The sequence below is a fragment of the Paenibacillus sp. 01T431 genome (genome assembly GCF_056398625.1).
In genome coordinates, this window is the sequence record NZ_JBFTPT010000010.1 from 72815 (window position 1) to 91312 (window position 18498).

The 18498-nt window shown below is 46.7% G+C and carries 11 protein-coding genes; 7 read left to right on the plus strand and 4 right to left on the minus strand.

Going from position 1 to position 18498, the window contains the following annotated elements:
- Positions 1-171: 171 nt before the first annotated feature.
- The 4 genes from AC1DM9_RS19025 to AC1DM9_RS19040 all read left to right on the plus strand — a co-directional run bounded on the left by AC1DM9_RS19025 (position 172) and on the right by AC1DM9_RS19040 (position 7260).
- Complete coding sequence (locus tag AC1DM9_RS19025) at positions 172-2469, plus strand: helicase C-terminal domain-containing protein (protein ID WP_477581800.1); 2298 nt, start codon at positions 172-174, stop codon at positions 2467-2469.
- A 4-nt stretch (positions 2470-2473) separates the two neighbouring features.
- Entirely contained in the window at positions 2474-2914 is a 441-nt protein-coding gene (locus AC1DM9_RS19030; RefSeq protein WP_477581632.1) for a hypothetical protein, read from the plus strand.
- A 556-nt stretch (positions 2915-3470) separates the two neighbouring features.
- On the plus strand, positions 3471-5216 hold the full coding sequence (locus AC1DM9_RS19035) for an ABC transporter ATP-binding protein (RefSeq protein ID WP_477511246.1): 1746 nt from the start codon (positions 3471-3473) through the stop codon (positions 5214-5216).
- A gap of 22 nt (positions 5217-5238) precedes the next feature.
- Positions 5239-7260, plus strand: a complete 2022-nt coding sequence (locus AC1DM9_RS19040; RefSeq protein ID WP_477581634.1) for an ABC transporter ATP-binding protein — start codon at positions 5239-5241, stop codon at positions 7258-7260.
- An 80-nt stretch (positions 7261-7340) separates the two neighbouring features.
- On the opposite strand, the gene AC1DM9_RS19045 is transcribed toward AC1DM9_RS19040, so the two are convergent.
- The gene (locus tag AC1DM9_RS19045; RefSeq protein WP_477581636.1) at positions 7341-9086 is read right to left on the minus strand and encodes a methyl-accepting chemotaxis protein; all 1746 of its coding nucleotides are present in this window, start codon (positions 9084-9086) and stop codon (positions 7341-7343) included.
- Between the two features lie 285 nt (positions 9087-9371).
- Here AC1DM9_RS19045 and AC1DM9_RS19050 point away from each other — a divergent pair, with 285 nt between their 5' ends.
- A complete protein-coding gene (locus tag AC1DM9_RS19050) occupies positions 9372-10271 on the plus strand; it encodes a hypothetical protein (RefSeq protein ID WP_477581638.1) in 900 nt (299 codons plus the stop codon).
- Positions 10272-10379: 108 nt separating this feature from the next.
- On the opposite strand, the gene AC1DM9_RS19055 is transcribed toward AC1DM9_RS19050, so the two are convergent.
- Together AC1DM9_RS19055 and AC1DM9_RS19060 are read right to left on the minus strand one after the other, a co-directional pair.
- Positions 10380-13016: an EAL domain-containing protein gene (locus AC1DM9_RS19055; RefSeq protein WP_477581640.1), complete on the minus strand. Its 2637-nt coding sequence runs from the start codon at positions 13014-13016 to the stop codon at positions 10380-10382.
- A 156-nt stretch (positions 13017-13172) separates the two neighbouring features.
- Positions 13173-13736: an FAD-dependent oxidoreductase gene (locus tag AC1DM9_RS19060; protein WP_441957463.1), complete on the minus strand. Its 564-nt coding sequence runs from the start codon at positions 13734-13736 to the stop codon at positions 13173-13175.
- 229 nt (positions 13737-13965) lie between these two features.
- Here AC1DM9_RS19060 and AC1DM9_RS19065 point away from each other — a divergent pair, with 229 nt between their 5' ends.
- Together AC1DM9_RS19065 and AC1DM9_RS19070 are read left to right on the plus strand one after the other, a co-directional pair.
- Positions 13966-14406, plus strand: a complete 441-nt coding sequence (locus tag AC1DM9_RS19065) for a MarR family winged helix-turn-helix transcriptional regulator (RefSeq protein ID WP_076266311.1) — start codon at positions 13966-13968, stop codon at positions 14404-14406.
- Positions 14407-14433: 27 nt separating this feature from the next.
- Positions 14434-17649, plus strand: coding sequence for an MMPL family transporter (locus tag AC1DM9_RS19070; RefSeq protein WP_477581642.1), 3216 nt, complete (start codon positions 14434-14436; stop codon positions 17647-17649).
- A 71-nt stretch (positions 17650-17720) separates the two neighbouring features.
- On the opposite strand, the gene AC1DM9_RS19075 is transcribed toward AC1DM9_RS19070, so the two are convergent.
- Positions 17721-18332 (minus strand): PadR family transcriptional regulator, encoded by a 612-nt coding sequence (locus tag AC1DM9_RS19075; protein ID WP_477511239.1) that lies wholly within the window; start codon positions 18330-18332, stop codon positions 17721-17723.
- Between the last annotated feature and the right edge of the window lie 166 nt (positions 18333-18498).

Consider the following 18498-nt stretch of genomic DNA (forward strand, 5'->3'; position numbering starts at 1 on the left):
GTCTATGTTGTATTCCATACAATATTGACGTCTATTTGTCGATTTAATACATGCGATAAGTAGCTTCGCCAAGCGAATAACAAACATAACTGTTGTGCGATGAAGATGATGCTTATGTTACAATAGAGGAACAAATGTTCTTTATGGGAGCGGTAGAAGGAAAATATGCTGATAAACGATACGGTCACGATATCGGTGAGAAACTTAGTCGAATACGTATTTCTGAGCGGCAGCATCGACGTAAGGCTAAATGCCATCGATACGATGCATGAGGGCACGAAAGCGCATCAGAGAGTACAGCTAACCTATGGTGAGCAGGATCAGAAGGAGGTCTATGTCAAAGCGGATATCCAGTTGGATGATCTGCTGTTTGTCGTGGACGGACGCTGTGATGGACTGCTTGGGACAGACCCGATATTGACCGTAGATGAAATCAAATCGACTGGCGGTGACTTGGATCGTATAGCGGAGGACGGTTATCCTGTCCACTGGGCGCAGGCGCTATTTTATGCCTACATGTATGCTAAGGAGCATGAACAGTCCGCAATGCGTGTACAGCTTACCTATGTGCAGACGAAAACAGAGGAAGAGCGGCGGTTCATGCGGGAAGTCAGCTTCGTAGAGCTGGAGCAATACGTTTATGAGATTACTGCGCGATATGCTCCCTATGTGCAGCAGCTCCGCAAGCATGAGCAGCTAAGGAACGAGAGCATTAAGGGGCTGGCTTTTCCGTTTGAGACGTACCGAGCAGGGCAGCGCAAGCTTGCCGGAGCGGTCTACAAATCAATTGAGGAAGGCGTTCGTTTGTTTGCGAAGGCGCCGACGGGTATAGGGAAAACCATATCGACGACCTATCCAACGATCAAAGCGATAGGAGCAGGCATGCTGCAGCGTTTTTATTATTTGACAGCAAGGACGACAACAAGAGCGGCAGCCGAGGACGCCCTAATTTTTATGCGCGAGAAAGGGCTGCATCTGCACGCTGTGACGATTACGGCTAAGGATAAAATATGCTTCCAGGAGGAAGTCCGCTGCGAGAAAGAGCATTGCCCTTACGCGGAAGGCTACTATGATCGGATTAATGGAGCCGTGCTTGATATATTGGAGCAGGAAACGATTATGACGAGGCCTGTTATCGAAGCCTATGCCCATAAGCATAAGGTTTGCCCATTCGAATTTTCGCTAGATTTGGCGTATGCATCGGATGCGGTTGTCTGTGATTATAATTATATTTTTGACCCGCGCATTTCATTTAAGCGTCAATATGCGGAGATGAAGAAACGGACAGCGCTGCTGGTGGATGAAGCACATAATCTTGTGGATCGAGCGCGGGAGATGTTCTCTGCGGAGCTGACGAAAGCTCCGTTTCTTGCGCTGCAGCGAGAGTTGAAGGGTGTGCATAACGAGGGGTATCGCACCACCAAGGCAATCAATGATTATTTCATCGCGCTGCGCAAAAGCAGCGATGGGGCGCCGCATTTGATTCAGCGGCAGCTGCCGGAGGAGCTGGTCGCATTAGTGGATGCGTTCGCGTCGGCTGCGGAACAGGCGATAGCTATAGGTGTTAGCGGAGACAGCACGCTGCTGGATACTTATTTTGCAGCGCAAAATTTTGTGCGGACAGCTAAGTTATTTGATGATCGTTATGTCGTCTATATCGAGCTTTCGAAGAGCGATGTTCGGCTTAAGCTGTTTTGCCTTGATCCCTCTCAATTGCTGCAGCAGGTCGGTAAGGGTTATCGCTCGCATATCTATTTCTCTGCAACGCTCTCTCCCGTCTCGTATTATATGGACATGCTGGGAGCGGGAGAAAATGATTATACGCTCGCAGTGCCGTCTCCTTTTGCGAAGGAACAGCTTGATGTAGTCATTAATCCGCTTTCTACAAGGTACCATGACCGCGATCAATCTAAGCTGCCGATAGCGAAGCTGATTATGGAGCTGATGAGTGAGCGGCCGGGTAACTATTTTGTATTTTTCCCATCCTACGCTTACATGAATGCTGTTTATGAGACGTATATGGAGCTGAAGGAATGGTCTGTTCCAACAGGAGCGGCCTCGGATGCAGAGGTACTGCTGCAAACGCCCGATATGGCAGAGGAAGAGCGGGATCGTTTTTTAGGTGCATTTCAGGCTGGGAGCGGGAAGTCCTTGATCGGTTTTGCGGTGATGGGCGGCGTGTTCTCGGAAGGCGTTGACCTCGTCGGAGACAGATTGGTCGGCGTTATCGTTGTTGGGGTAGGTTTGCCGCAGCTTGGTGTAGAACGCAATATGCTGAAGGATTATTTTAACGAGCAGGGCAAGAATGGGTACGATTATGCTTACGTATTTCCGGGAATGAACAAGGTGCTGCAAGCTGGAGGAAGGCTCATCCGCTCGGAAACCGATCGCGGCACACTCGTGCTCATCGACGATCGGTATTTGCAGTCCCAGTATCAACGGCTTTTGCCTGAGGAGTGGAAGGGATAATCAATTGACAGAATCGGACTCTGTTTTTGGTTTGCGGCTGAGAAATGACGGCAATTGCACGGAACCAAACCTTTTCTCGACATATGCTGCAGCCGATAAGGTGATTAATAACCCTAGCAGCGATCCGCATACGGACAAGGGAACGACCCAGAATAACGTGGGATGTGTAAAAAAAGGAATGAGTGCGACGGCCAAAATCGGAGGCGCGTTCCATTTGAAGGTTCGGATGCAAAAAATAACGATGATAAGCGTGAGAAGCAGCGAAAGAGCGCTCGCGTTCCAGTGGGCAAATAAAGAGCCGATCAGCGAGGAAAGCACGGCGCCAACGGCGATTTTGCGTAGTTCGGCTTTCTCGAATGGACGCGAGATGAAGAGCAGGCTGAAGGCACCCAAGGTAGGGAAAAACAAGGTGTGCATACTCGGAATATGTAACGAAATCCAGTAAATCGTGATGATATATAAGCAGATTGCATAAGTTCTAATACGCATGCTGTAAAATCACCTTCTTTCAAAATAAGTGGCTGCTGCGAGCCATTTTACATTTTACCTTCCCCGTTCTTGTACCGTCAATCACTGATATATTCCATTTGCCATCTTGCTCGGCATAATTTGTTTTTTTACCAATCGGTATTGACAGTAATTTCTATGGATGGTAAAGTGACTAATATATTTTAGCGAGAGGAGGGTTACGTTACATGAACACTTACGATTACAATCAATTTGCAGCGAAGAATAACCATCATTTGAACATGAATAACGTAATCCATCCGCGCGTTGTTTCACTTTGATTAAAGGGTAAACCCCATCATCAGAGGCGCATGATTACGTCATCGTAATTATGCGCCTTTTCTATGACCTCGCGAGACTTGACTATGTTCTAAGTCGCGTTTTTTTGAGGGGAAGAAGCGTGTCGTTACGACGACACGCTTTTTTTGTGTTCTCGGGAGTAAATCGAAGGTAAACGAAGCTTGGATGGATAGCGGAAGGTGTGGTAGAGAAGCATGTTTAGTGTACTCAAAAAATTAAGCTGGTTTTTTAAATTGCATTGGAAGCGTTATACGGTTGCTATAACACTTCTAGTTCTAACAGGAATTATTGATGTCATCCCGCCTTGGCTTATTGGCTATACGATTGATGGCATACATCAGGATTTACTCGGTCAAGCCGATTTTAATCGCGTGCTTTACGGCTGGATCGCACTAACGGTAGTAGGCTATGTCATTACGTACATATGGCATTACAAGCTGTTTGGCGGAGCATTTGTGCTGGAGAAGTTGCTGCGCTCACGATTAATGGGACATTTTTTACGAATGACCCCCACCTTTTATGAACGCAATCGGACGGGCGATCTTATGGCGCGCTCGACCAATGATTTAGGAGCGGTTGCACAGACAGCCGGCTTCGGTATTTTGACGTTAATCGATTCGACCTTATTTATGATTACGATTCTAATTGTTATGGCAGGCTTGATAAGCGTGAAGCTTACGCTTGCGGCATTGCTGCCGCTGCCGCTTATGGCGCTTGCGATGAAGCATTATGGTAAAAAAATTCACGAACGTTTCATGGACGCGCAAGACGCATTTGGCGATTTGAACGATCAGGTGCTGGAATCAGTATCGGGTGTTCGGGTTATCAGAGCCTTCGTGCAGGAAGAAGCAAGCGAAGCACGTTTCAGCGCCAAAACAAATGAAGTGCTTAACAAAAATATTGCTGTTGCGCGCATCGACGCGTTATTCGAGCCGACGATGAAAATACTCGTTGGAACAAGTTATTTGATCGGGCTTTGTTATGGCGGATATCTTGTATTCCATAATGAAATTACGCTCGGGGAGCTCGTATCCTTCAACGTGTTTCTTGGTATGCTGATCTGGCCGATGTTTGCAATCGGTGAGCTCATTAACATTATGCAGCGCGGCAATGCTTCGCTCGATCGTGTAAGTGAAACACTTGGCTATAAGCCTGATGTTGCTGATGCAGCAGCACAGGTGAAAGTAGATGAACCAACGTCCGTTGAATTCAAAAATGTGACGTTCCGTTACCCGTCCTCCCAAGTCGACAACTTGGTTGATCTCTCCTTTGCGTTATCGCAGGGGCAGACGCTTGGTATCGTAGGCAGAACAGGCAGCGGCAAGACTACATTGCTGAAGCAGCTGCTTCGGGAATATCCACTTGGACGCGGCAGTATTCATATATCTGGAGAGCCGCTTGGCAGCTTGAAAATCGATGACATGCTGGGCTGGGTCGGATATGTGCCGCAGCAGCCTATCTTGTTCTCGAAGACGATTCGCGAAAATATTTTCTATGGCCTAAAAGAAGGTACAGACGTCGATTTGCAGCGAGCACTCGAGCGGGCTTCGTTCGCCAAAGATATTAAGTTTTTGCCGGATGGACTTGAGACGATGGTAGGCGAGCGGGGCGTGGCATTGTCCGGCGGACAGAAGCAGCGTGTAAGTATTGCGCGTGCCCTTATCGCCGATCCGGAAATATTGCTAATGGACGATGCTTTGTCAGCTGTTGACGGGAAGACGGAATCCGAGATTATTGAGGGCATCCGTACAGAAAGAGCAGGCAAGACGACATTCATTACGACGCACCGGTTATCCGCAGTACAGCATGCAGACTGGATTATCGTTCTCGACGAAGGACGAATTGTGCAAGAAGGCACGCATGAGCAGTTGCTGGAGATGGGCGGCTGGTATCGCGAGCAGTATGATCGTCAGCAGCTTGAGGCTATTATTGAAACGTAATAAATTGGAGGCGTGAAGAGCAATGGGCAACACAGGAAAACGATTGTTTCAATACGCCATGCTTTATAAAAAACCGATCCTGCTTGCGCTTCTTCTGCTCGTGCTTGCTGTATGCGCAGAGCTTGCAGGACCGCTAATTGCAAAACGGATGATTGACCAGAATATTCTCGGCATCGAGAAGAAATGGCATGAAGTCGAAGCAAAACAAGAGTATGCGGTTCTTTATAAAGATAAATGGTATAAGCGCGAGGATCACTTTGCCGCTTCGGAACAGAAGGGCAAGGAGGTTCGCGTGCTGCAGGTTGGACGCAAATTTTATTGGCTGGAGGATGCGCTGGCATCTGATCAAGGCAAACGTGTCGTAGAGGGGAACAACCTTGCGGTGACAAATAAGGAAACGGGCGAAACGGTCTCGTATCCAGTAACACAGCTTACATCACAAGAGCTGTATTCCTTCTATAAGCCGGAGTTTCCGGCGTTAATGAAGCTAGCAGCTATGTATTTCGGATTTTTGCTGCTCGTAGCTGTCTTCACCTACGGACAGCGGCTAATGCTGCAGACGTCAGCGAATCGTATCGTGCGCAAGATGCGTACGGATATATTTGCACACACGCAGCGGCTGCAGGTCAATTATTATGATAATTTATCAGCTGGGCAGGTTGTCTCGCGGGTGACTAATGATACAGAAGCTATACGCGAGCTGTATGTCGCAGTGCTGGCGAATTTCTTTACAGGTGTTATTTATATGGTGGCTATTTATGGAGCCTTGTTCTTGCTTGATATGCGCTTAGCGCTTCTGGCTCTGCCGCTTGTGCCAATCCTCATCGTTTGGATTATCGTTTATCGTAAATTCGCTGCTCGTTATAACCGTATCATTAGATCAAAGCTGAGTGAAATTAACGGAATGATCAATGAATCGATACAAGGGATGACGATTATTCAGGCGTTCCGCCGTCAGAAGGAAACGACGAAGGAATTTGAGGAAATGAATGAGCATTATTATAAATATCAAAACAAGCTGCTCAGCCTCAACTCGGTGACATCGCATAATCTAGTCAATGTTATACGGAATACATTGTTCCTCATTGTACTCATTATGTTCTGGGGCGATTCACTCCGCGGAGCGGTATCGGTCGGCGTGCTTTACGCATTCATCGATTATATGAACCGTATGTTTGCGCCGATCGTTGGTATCGTAAACCAGCTATCCAATCTCGAGACGGCACGCGTATCTGCAGAGCGAGTATTTAAGCTGATGGACGAGGAAGGAATCGATGTCGTTTCCGGCAAAATGGACCGATATAAGGGCGATGTTAAGTTCGAGGATGTTTCTTTTGCTTATAAGAAGGATGAATATGTGCTGAAAAATATTTCCTTCCACGCTCAACAAGGCCAGACGGTTGCGCTAGTAGGCCATACCGGATCAGGCAAAAGCTCGATTCTTAATCTGTTGTTCCGTTTCTACGATTCGAACGAGGGCAAAATCATCGTAGATGGCACCGATGTACGCGATATGCCGAAGCAGCTGCTAAGGCAGCATATGGGTATCGTTCTTCAGGACCCATTCCTATTTACCGGAACGATTTCATCGAACATCAGCCTTGATAACCCGGAGATTAGCCGCGAGAAAATTGTACAGTCGCTGCGTGACGTTGGCGCTTACGACATGTTCAGTCAGTTCCAAGGCGGCATTGATGCTCCTGTTATTGAGAAGGGAAGCACACTGTCTGCTGGTCAAAGGCAGCTGATTTCCTTTGCAAGGGCACTTGCTTATGATCCCGCTATTCTTATTCTCGATGAGGCGACAGCCAGCATTGATACCGAGACGGAAGCCATCATTCAAGAGGCACTTGATGTACTGAAGAAAGGCCGCACGACGTTCGTCATCGCGCACCGCCTGTCGACGATTCGCAGTGCAGATCAAATTCTTGTGCTTGATCGCGGCGTCATTGTGGAGCGAGGCAGCCATGATGAACTTATGGAGCATCGCGGCAAATATTACGCGATGTATCAGCTGCAATTCGGCGCAGCATCTGCATCATAGAAAACGGCAAAAAAAGGCTAAGCGAGAGTCATCCCGCTTAGCCTTTTTTATTTGGGCAGATATTATCGTTTGTTAGTACATCAGGTCTTGAAGCGGCTGATCGCCTCATTCAAGGTAGAAGCTAAATTACGCAGCTGCTCGGAGGAGCTTGCAACCTCCTGCATGGAAGCAAGCTGTTCTTCTGACGCCGCAGCGACACGCTGTGAGTTTCCTGCGGAATTAGCCGTTATGCCCTCAAGCGCATCTAGCGAAGCTGCAATTTGCTCGCTGCCAGCTGACATTTGCTCCGACGCTGCGGATACTTCCTGTACTTGACTGGAAACATCACGAATGGAAGTAACGATAGAGCGGAAGGACTCGCCGGCTTGTGCCGAGATGTTTGAGCCGAAACGCGCGGCTTCCACAGACTGCTCCATTGATGAAACGGCTGTTGAAGCATAACTTCCGATGCTATGCAGTATAGTTCCAATCTGTTCGGAGGATTCCTTGGAGCGTTCAGCCAGCTTGCGGATTTCATGGGCAACGACAGCAAAACCTTTGCCATGCTCGCCGGCACGCGCCGCTTCAATAGACGCATTAAGTGCAAGCAGATTAGTCTGATTGGCTACATCGCCGATCAAGGCGAGGATGCCGCCTATTTTGTCACTCTGCTCCTTCAACTCATGCAAGGTCGTAACCGTTTCGACTACATTGGACTCGATAGTATTCATTTGATGCAATGTTTGATCAATAACGGTCTCGCCTTCCGTAGCCATTGCCGTAGTGTCCGCTGCCAGCTCAGATACAGATGAGGTCGACTCTGCAATTCTTTGAATGCCGATCGTCATTTCTGTCATCGCGCGCTGGCACTCTTGCAAGCTTTGCAGCTGTGTTTCAGAGCCGGAGGCAACTTCTTGAATAGCTTCAGTTACTTCTTCTGTCGCACGGGAGGTCTGCTCTGCACTCTGCTGCATGTTGAAAGCCGAGCCAGCCACCTCATCGGATGTTATTCGAATGCTGCCTGTGAGCTGACGAAGGCTTGCGATCATTTCATTAAAGGCGATAGAAACTTGAGCTATTTCATTGCCTCCTTTGACCGCAACGGCAAGCGTCAAGTCGCCATTCGCTGCTAATGAGGATACTTCCGCGAGCCGTTTGAGCGGCTTCAACGTCATTCTTACCAGTGCAACAATAATAAGTATGGCAATAAAGGCTAGCAGCGCTGCAATCCCTATGCTTTTCCAAAACATAAGATTTAAGGCATCATCAATTTGTTTGTAATCAACGTCGATGCCAAATATGCCGATTAATTTGCCGCTTGGGTCTTTTACGCGTGCTAAATAAGAAATCCACTGACCATATTCATCTGTAACGACTTCGGTCAAAGCAGATCCCTCATTTAGGGCATCATCAATTTTAACAGCGAAATCTTCACTCATTTCATACTCATCTCCAGGTCCAAGGCCTGCGGCGGAGAGAGCCTCATTGCTCTGCATCATCTTTATAAATTTTTTTCCGTCGCGTTCAATCACCTCAGGCATATACACATATGCATTTGCGACGATATCGTTCTTAATCATGACGTCGAGCTGCAGCTTAAGCATCTTGAACGTAGCATTATTGGTATCACGCCCAGCGGATACTTCGTTGTATCCAAAAGTAACCAGATCATGACCAGCTTCGATTTGATAACCAAGCGTTTGTCCAATCCGTTCAATTTCATCTAAATAGGATTTTTTCTGCGAGCTGTAGGATAAATACTCGGTGACGCTAATGACAATAACGAGGAGAAGGGCTAATACGATGGAGCTGGTAACGACTAAACTTCTGTCCTTAATTCGGAACATGCAATCACACCCCATAATGAAAAGTTAAGATAAGATAAGTTATCGTCGAATTCTGTCGAAAAATGAATAGTAACGATACAGTCCATTTTTTTACAATTCAATGAATGACATCTGTTATTACAATAACAAACTTTTATTAGAGAAATACGGGGCTTTATGTTAGAAAAGTGTTCAATTACAGCATGTCTTCAGCCAACTTTCAGCGGGGATTAAAGGAGGCTTAAGTTTTATTGTCTATGCTAGGTCTTGTAACAACAAATTTGAAAGTGAAAGGTGGAATATTCAATGAAGAGAGCAAAAGCTATAACAGCGGGTGCTATTGTGCTAACGCTTGCCTTAGGGGGCGGAGGCCTATGGGCTAGCCAATATGTAAATGCGGCAGCAGCAAGCAGCGAGGCGCAGCAAGAGCAAGGTGCACAAGCAGATAGCAGCGCAGCTAAGAAGGATCATGAAGGCAGACATGGCGGTTTCGGACGCGGCTTTCAACAAATGCAGGAACAGTTACTAACGTACTTAGGGCTCGATGAAGCGGCGCTTCAGACTAAGCTGCAAACGTCAACGCTGGCAGAGGTTGCAGTCGCGAGCGGGAAAACGCGAGCTGATCTTAAGACTAAGCTTGTTGAATGGCTGGAGGCAGCTGAGGCAGCTAATCCGAAACCTGACGCAAAAGTAGAAGCAGACAAGCTAGCAGAAACTGGACAACAGCAAGCAAAGCCGGATGCTGCTGCACAGGCGGAGAAGCTGCTTGATTCCAAAGGATTAGGTTTTGGAAAGCATGGCGGCGGCTTTGAGAAAAACGTAGATGGCATAGCTGCAGCGCTAGGCATAACGGCAGATGTATTAAAGACGGAGCTTGAATCAGGCAAGACCTTGGCGGCAATCGCTGAGGAGAAGGGTGTTGCGATCCAAGTGATCATTGACGAGCAGGTAAAGGATCAAAAAGCGAAGCTGGCGGAGGAGCTGGCAGCGGGAACGATTACGCAGGAGCAATATGATACGAAGCTAGCTGAGGCTGTCGATCATGCAACAAAACATGTAAATGGAGAAATCCCGGCGCGTGGAGGTCATGGCAAGGGTGGACACGGCGGAAAAGGACCGCGTGGCGAACGTCCGAGTGACGATGCAGCGAAAAGTGAATCCACAACGGATACCTCCGCAGCAGCAACTCCAGTTCCAACTGCATAACAGTTTTGTATGCGAAATATTCAATAAGTCCGTGTAGACTTTAAAAAGATGAAGGAGCTGCTCCGGGTCTATGACCTTAAGGCAGCTCCTTCATGTCTGTTGTATAGCTTATTCATTCTTACCGAGAAGAAGCGCCAGCTCCTGTGGCGGCAGCGGTTTACTGAATAAATAACCTTGCAGCTCATCGCACTGCAGCTCCGTACAGAAATTCGATTCGGCAATCGTCTCTACGCCTTCTGCAACAACCTTCATATTCATGCTATGTACAAGCTCAATAATTGCTTTGACGATCGATGATTTTTTCTCGTCGTCCGTAATGCCTTGAATAAAGGAACGATCCAGCTTTACGTCTGATATAGGCAGGCGCTGCAGCTGATTCAAGGACGAATAACCCGTGCCAAAGTCATCGATTGATATTTGAATGCCAAGCCCCCGAAGGAAAAGAATAGTCTCGATCACTTGATCCATATTCCGCATAAATACACCTTCAGTAATTTCAAGGCTTACATATTGCGGATCAAGGCCGGTGTCCTTTAACGCTTTGACGATCATTTCAGATAAGTTTCCTTGGTAGAAATGTCTTGCTGAAATGTTCACTGAGACGCATATATACTGCAAACCTTCATCCTGCCAAGCTTTATTTTGCCGGCAGGCCTCATGGAAGACCCAGCTGTCAATATCTAATATAAAACCGGATTGCTCGGCAAGTGGAATAAACTTATCGGGCGGAATCATGCCAAGCTCGGGATGACGCCAGCGAATGAGCGCTTCAATGCCGCATAGCTCGCCGGTTGCAGCATTTATTTTTGGCTGATAATGAAGCGAGAACTGTTTGTTTTGCAGCGCATTATAAAGCCCGTTCTCGATCTGCATCTTCTCTGTCATCGCGGACACCAGCGTTGGCTTGAAAAACCGGTAGCAGCCGTCACCTTGCTCTTTGGCGCTATACATAGCAATATCGGCGTTTCGGATAATGGTATCCATATCGCCGCCATCCTGCGGGTACACGCTAACGCCGACGCTAACGGTTAAATAAAGCAGCGTTTCGTCGATCATAAAAGGCTCATTGAAAGAATCTACGACAGCTTGGGCATTTGCAGCAAGTTCATCTTCATTCTCATACTGTCCGACAAATACAAACTCGTCCCCACCCAATCGGAAGACGTTGCATTCATCAAACACCGCTGCTCCGAAGCGTTCTGCTGCCTTGCCGAGCAATATATCTCCTACAGCATGTCCAAGCGTATCATTAATTTGCTTAAAGCGATTGATGTCAGCGAACATGATGGCTATCGGTTTTTTCATAGCAGCGTTCATAGTGATCATGTCTTGAAAATGGAGTGTGAATTGCAGCCTGTTCGGCAGACCAGTCAGCATGTCGTAATAGGCAAGCTGATGCAGTCTCTCCTCCGATTGCTGCAATAAATAAGTTTGAGCCTCCAGCCTCTCGTTGCTTCGCTGCGATTCTTGAAACATATGAATGAGATTGGTTGACATATGCTTGAAATTTGCAATCAATGAATGAATTTCTACAATGCTGCTTCGTGGCCATTCCAACGTGTTCATCTCCTGAAGCTTCAGCGGAAGGTTCGTTGTTGCTCTCGCTAACCGAGTTAAACTGCGAGAGAGCCACCAATTAATGAGATACGCTAGAATGACGGCAAAGAAGGCAAGCCCGATCATGTAAACAAAATGTATAAAATATTTGGAAAACAAATATTTTTGATGATTTTTAATGGGAAAGTCAACGTAAACAAGCCAATCCGATGCCTGAAGTTTATCTTTATATATCAAATTTCCATCATACCAGGTCTGGAAATGCCAAGAGTATTTTTTTGCGTCAGGCATGACTAAATACGATTTTTTGTTCATGGGAGTAATGCTGCTTTCTTTGGAGAAATCAAGCATTTCACCTACAGTCTCAGGCGCGCTGGATGCAATAACTTTATGGTCGGCGTTCGTCACAGATATGATAGAATTCCCGAAATGTTTGCCAAGGGCTAGTTGAAGGAAAGCAATCTGATCTTGCTTATCTAGATCTGTGCTAACCGCCTGCCATTTATCCAATGATTCTGAAATGCGATTGACTTCGATCGAGGAGATTCGCTCGGCATATAGACTTACTTCTTTAATGGAGCTCAAGCTGTTAATGAAAATGTTGAGTAAAAACGAAAGGAATACGATACCGATGGAGAAATGAAACAGTACCTTGCTGAAGGAATTTGGTCCTTGCTGCGAGCGGGCAAACCCACTCCATTTGCGCAGTGGCATGTACTGGTAGATAATCTCAGCGAACAGTGCGTTAAATAGGCCATTCATGGCAATAATTCCTGCAATAAGAAGCAAATCCTGCATTATGAGCGTTGAATGAAAGGAGTAGAACCAATAGATAGCGGGCATTCCGACTAGAACCCAGAAAACGGCGTCAATCCCAAACAGTTGATTCTTGTATTTGCGAAGAAGCAAGCCCGTAAAGGCAGCTTCAATAAGGATGATGTAATGAAAGAGGGGCTGCTTTAATAAAAAAGTGCCTAGGAATAGGACAACTGCGCTCATTAAGAGTCCTGGCCAGTAACCGAATAATCGCAAGCCAAGAAGTGTAAATAGACTCGTTAATGAAAAGGTAATGCCATACAAAAATTGAAAATGGTTCGACTCGGCGATTAGCGCAAGAAGCGCACATAAGGCAAATGCGAAAGCAATCGTCAATTGTTTGTTGTGCTGCTGAAACAATGGGTTGCTCACCGTCGGCCTCCTGGAAGTGTGACAAAACCTTTTACGTTCAAATAAAAGGGTGCCGAAGCACCCTGACAAGGATAGGAACATAAAAAGAGTTTGATTATTTTCCCTGTTATTCGACAATTTTTTCTAATATCCTGCTTTTGTTTCAGGAAGATACTGTTAAACCTTTAAAATATCGTGATCCACATAACGTTCGCCGTTTAATTCGCTAATGATGTTAATGGCAGCTTTTGCCCCATCCCCTGCAGTAACGACTGCATGCACGCTTACTCCAGCAACTGTTCCTGCCGCCCAAATGTGATCAATATTCGTTTTACCAGCCGCGTCGACCGCAATAACGGTTTTGATACGAGGCTCGGTACCCGGTTTTGTAGAGATCCCGATATGCTCAGCCAGCTCAGTCGAAACGCCTGTAGCAATAAGTACATGCCTTCCTTCATAGCTTCCGCCGTCTGTTTCCACCCGCAGGCCATCAGTGATGGCAACGATATTTTGTACGGTTTCCTCCTTGAACTCTGCTCCGAATTTCTCAGCCTGTCGTTTGCCTGTATCCACAAGGTCGGGGCCGCCAATTTCTGAAATTCCGTAGTAGTTCTCGAACCAAGCGCGTTTTGTCATTCCTTTGTTGTTCTCAAACACGAGCGTCTTTTTGCCTGCTTTTGCAGTAAAAATGGCTGCACTTGCTCCAGCCGGACCAGCACCAATAATAACGATATCGTACATACGACATACCTCCAATAATGGTTGGTTTGATTACTTCACTAGTATATAAACGGCAGCTTAAAAAAAGCAAATGGCTTGTCCTTCTCTTGTACACATCTGTTCACAATATATTCTAAATTAAGGCGTTGTTTTAAATAAAATCGTTTGATATAGTTCTATTATCGAACTGTTTCATAATAGAATTAATTTCGTGGATATTTAGAAACTACATATAAAGGGGGACACCAGTGTGGATCGAGCATCATTGAAACAACTCATCGATCGCTACGAAGCGGCTAATTTTCTTGTAAACCGTCGATTAAATGCGATGATCCGCGAGTTAATGCCAGATGATCTGACGGTAGACCAGTTTGCGACACTACGTTATTTGCATTCGAAGGAAATGAGCACATCATCCGAATTAGCGGACATTTTTTGCGTGGGCAAAAGCTCAATAACCGCGATCATTACGCGATTATTTGATAAAAACTTAATTCAAAGATTTCCAGATGAGAAGGATCGCAGGGTCATCTATTTAGCGCTAACCGAGGAAGGCAAGCAGGTTTGCGACCTCATGGAGGATAAGATACAAGTGCTGCTGGCCAAATACATTAATCGTTTTGAAGAGCAGGAAGCGAACTGTTTTATCGAAACCTTCGAGAAGCTTGCTAAAGAAATGATGAATCCATAGTTTTATTATATTTGAGGGGGAACAAAGATGAGAACCGTTTTGAAATTTAGATGGTTTGTTCTTATATTGTGGCTTGCTGCTGCCGTAGGTTTAATGCTCAGCGCGCCGAATATGGAAGAGCTTGTTCGTACGAAAGGGCAAATCAACGTGCCTGATGGATATTCTTCGTCAGTCGCCAGGGACTTGGAGAACTCGATTGGCGGAGGCGATAATGCAGGCGCCAGCAGCGGAATGCCAACCGTGCTTGTATTCCATAAGGATGGCGGTCTGGAGGATGCCGACTTAGCGGAAGTGAAGAGAGGAATCGATGAGCTGAAGAGCAAAGGCGAGGCTATCGGGGTTCTCTCCGTGACGACTCATTTTGATACCAAAGAGCTTGAGGAGCAAATGGTATCGAAGGATGGAAGCACCATCCTAGCGCTCGTTAATGTCGAGGCTGGCGACCGTGAGCTTGCTGAGCTGAGAGACGGTCTCTATGAGACGATTTCAGATGTAAAAGTAGAGCATTATTATACAGGAAACTGGCTTATTTCTGAGGATGTTGTACAAAGCTCGCAGGAAGGGCTTAAGAAAACCGAGTTTATTACGCTTGGATTTATTTTAATTATTTTGTTTGTTGTATTTCGTTCTGCGATTGCGCCGCTCGTTCCGCTAGTGGCCGTTGGATTTACTTATTTAATATCACAATCCGTTATTGCGTTTTTAGTCAAATATTTTGATTTTCCGCTTTCCAACTTCACGCAAATTTTCTTGGTTGCCGTATTATTTGGGATCGGCACAGACTATTGCATCCTGCTCATTAGCCGCTTCAAGGAAGAGTTGACGCATAGCGGCGGCGACAAGACAGAAGCGATTGTTCAAACTTACCGTACTGCGGGAAGAACCGTATTATTTTCTGGCTTAGCTGTGTTGGTGGGATTCTCAGCAATCGGATTCTCAACGTTTATGCTTTACCGCTCGGCAGTAGCCGTTGCAGTCGGGGTAGCGGTACTGCTTATCGCATTGTTTACGATCGTGCCGTTTTTTATGGCGGTGCTGGGTACAAAATTGTTTTGGCCGGCGAAAGGCTCGCTTGAGCATAAGCCGAGCAAGCTTTGGGGTACAGTGGGTAAGTTTTCACTAAAACGCCCTTTGTGGGCGCTCGTTATTTTGGCAGTAATTATTGTACCTTTCCTTACAGCGTATAAAGGCACAATTTCTTTTAACTCGCTGGATGAGATTGGCGATAAATATGACTCTGTTAAAGCGTTCAACATTATTGCGGATAGCTTTGGACCTGGTGATTCACTGCCTACTACCGTTGTGGTCAAAGCTGATAAACCGATGGACACACCTGAGGGGCTTGCTGTACTAGAGCAAATCAGCCGCGAGCTTGCGAATTCTGGAGGCATCAAGGCCGTTCGCAGTGCAACTCGTCCGACAGGTGATGTAATGGAGCAATTTCTCGTGGCAGATCAAGTTACCACCCTTGAGAGTGGGCTTGGTCAAAGCGGCGAAGGCTTGGGCAAAATCGGTGATGGTCTCTCCGAGGCAAGCAGCGCGTTAAGCGAGAATAAGCCGAAATTAAATGAAGCTGTTGACGGCGCCGGTAAGCTCGTTAATGGTACGAATGAGCTGAAGGCTGGCATTGTACAGCTTGGCGCAGGTTTGAAGAAGATTCAGCAAGGGCTGCAGGATGGATCTGCAGGTGCGGGAGAGCTTAGCGAGGGCTTGAAGCAGGCGCAGGCGAGTGCGGAGCAGCTGGCAGGCGCGAGCCGTAAATTGCTTAGCAGCTACGAGCAGCTAGGCGGCGGTCTTGGTCAGCTTACTGGTGCGTATAGCGCGATTGCATCTGAACAGGAGAAACTGGCGAGCGGATTATCCGGCGTACAGCAAAGTTTGACTGCACTTCAGGAAAGTCACCCAGAGCTGCAAGCCGATGAGACTTTTAAACAAACCATGCTTGCTCTTGGAAATCTCCAGCAAGGAGCAGCAGGAATCAGCGGGCAGTTGTCTCAGCTTAATGAGCAGCTGACAGGCATTTCAGCGGGAATGACACAAGCAAATGCCGGTTTCCTGCAAGCAAGTGAAGGGCAAACGGCGCTAGCTTCGGGTCTTGGCAAGCTTGCTGCAGGACTTGGAGAACTGCAAAAAGGAATTGAGCAGGCAGCCGCAGGCCAAGGTCAAATTGTATCGAAGCTGCCTGGTGTCACGCAGGGCTTTAATGAACTATCGGATGGTCAGAAGGAACTGCAGGCTGGGTTTGCATCGCTGAACGATCAGCTGGGCGAATTGACCGGCGGTTTGGATCAAAGCGTTGACGGCTTAACGAAGGTAACCGATGGACTCACATCCGCTGGCGGATATTTGAATAGTCTAGCGGAATCGCCGAATAAGCAAATGACGGGCTTTTATATTCCAGAGGAAGCCATTGCGAACAAGGAATTTCAGGCTGCCCTTAATGTGTATATGTCGGAGGATCGCCAAACAGCGAAGTTCGATGTCATATTTAAAGGCAATCCGTATGCACAGGAAACGATGGCGCAAATCGACGGATTGGAAGCAGCTGTTCACCGCGCGATTCAAAACACCGATTATAACGGATCACAGGTAGCTGTCGGCGGTGTAACGAGTATGAATAACGATTTGAGCAATATTTCAGCGTCGGATTATTCGCGTACGGTTATTCTCATGCTCATCGGCATTTCAATTATCCTTATCCTTTTGTTCCGCTCGATCGTCATGCCGCTTTATATGATCGCATCGCTTCTCGTTACGTTCTATTCCTCGATGGCGATTGCAGAGGTCATATTCGTAAGGCTGCTTGGGCAGTCGGGTATTAGCTGGGCGGTTCCATTTTTCGGATTCGTCATGCTCGTCGCACTAGGAATTGATTATAGTATTTTCTTGATGGATCGCTTTAAAGAATACCGCCATCTGTCGCCTCAGGAAGCCATTTTGGAAGCGATGAAAAACATGGGTACGGTAATTATGTCTGCAGCTGTTATTCTAGGCGGGACATTCGCAGCGATGCTTCCTTCAGGAGTAATGTCACTTCTGCAAATTGCAACTATTGTGCTTTGTGGACTGTTCATCTATGCATTGTTGATGCTTCCATTATTCATTCCAGTTATGGTACGCACTTTCGGTCCTGCTAACTGGTGGCCTTTTATGGGACGCAAACAGGATGCTGAGAAAACGGATCGTTTGCATAGCGGTCAAACGCTTAAGGGTCATCATGTTTCGCATGATTCAACTCACTAGTTAATAAAGCAGGGTTATCCAGGGTCTTTGGTGCATGACAAAGACCTATGCGATAACCCTTTTCTTGTTACTTAACGTCCGGCCAATTCGTATGGAACCTTAGCTTCATTCGCATTTTGCACGGACCCATCGAGAAAKGCGCTGATTTGCTGCTGCTGCTCAGTTAACAGACGCTGCAGCTCTTCTGCTTGCTCTTTGCTCGCGGATGCTTCTTGTTCGGCGCGTGTTACCAGCTTAAGCAGATTAAAGGATTCAATCGATAATCCAAGCTTAATCCGAATTTTCTCATTCCGGAACGATTCGGCTTTTGGTGACGGGCTGCCGCCCTCGGCTTTATTATGCCTTGTTTTTTCAGGAAGCAGCTGCAATGCTGCACGACCTTGCTCGGTAATTTTATAGACTTTTTTGGCGCCATCCTCTAACTGAACGGAGACGAAGCCGGATCCCACAAGCATCTGAAGCGTGGGATAAATGGAGCCGGCACTGGGTACATAAAGTCCGCCAGACTGCTCCTCTAAAGCCTTCATCATCTGGTAACCGTGCATTGGCTGGTCGATGAGGAGCTTCATAAGTGCAACCTTCACGCCGCCGCGGCCAAAATAACGCTTGCTGCTGCGCGGATTGACTTTAGGCTCTTCCTTGCTATGTTGATGATGCTCTTTGGAAACATCGTTAGTAGACATCTTCAAGTTAAGTCACCTCGATCTTTATGATAAGGAAAGCTTCTGTTTTTCTATGCTTGAGGGTGAAGTGAAACATAAGGGATCGCTCATCAGCTGTCATTTGGAATAAGCTTACTCTACTTACAGCATTGACAATGATAATTATTATTATTTACAATTTATAAAA

What these genes read in the sequence shown, in the direction of transcription:
- AC1DM9_RS19060 (WP_441957463.1), bottom strand. Translation starts at nt 13,736, where the DNA reads ATGTACGATATCGTTATTATTGGTGCTGGTCCGGCTGGAGCAAGTGCA.
- AC1DM9_RS19040 (WP_477581634.1), top strand. Translation starts at nt 5,239, where the DNA reads ATGGGCAACACAGGAAAACGATTGTTTCAATACGCCATGCTTTATAAA.
- AC1DM9_RS19050 (WP_477581638.1), top strand. Translation starts at nt 9,372, where the DNA reads ATGAAGAGAGCAAAAGCTATAACAGCGGGTGCTATTGTGCTAACGCTT.
- AC1DM9_RS19070 (WP_477581642.1), top strand. Translation starts at nt 14,434, where the DNA reads ATGAGAACCGTTTTGAAATTTAGATGGTTTGTTCTTATATTGTGGCTT.
- AC1DM9_RS19045 (WP_477581636.1), bottom strand. Translation starts at nt 9,086, where the DNA reads ATGTTCCGAATTAAGGACAGAAGTTTAGTCGTTACCAGCTCCATCGTA.
- AC1DM9_RS19035 (WP_477511246.1), top strand. Translation starts at nt 3,471, where the DNA reads ATGTTTAGTGTACTCAAAAAATTAAGCTGGTTTTTTAAATTGCATTGG.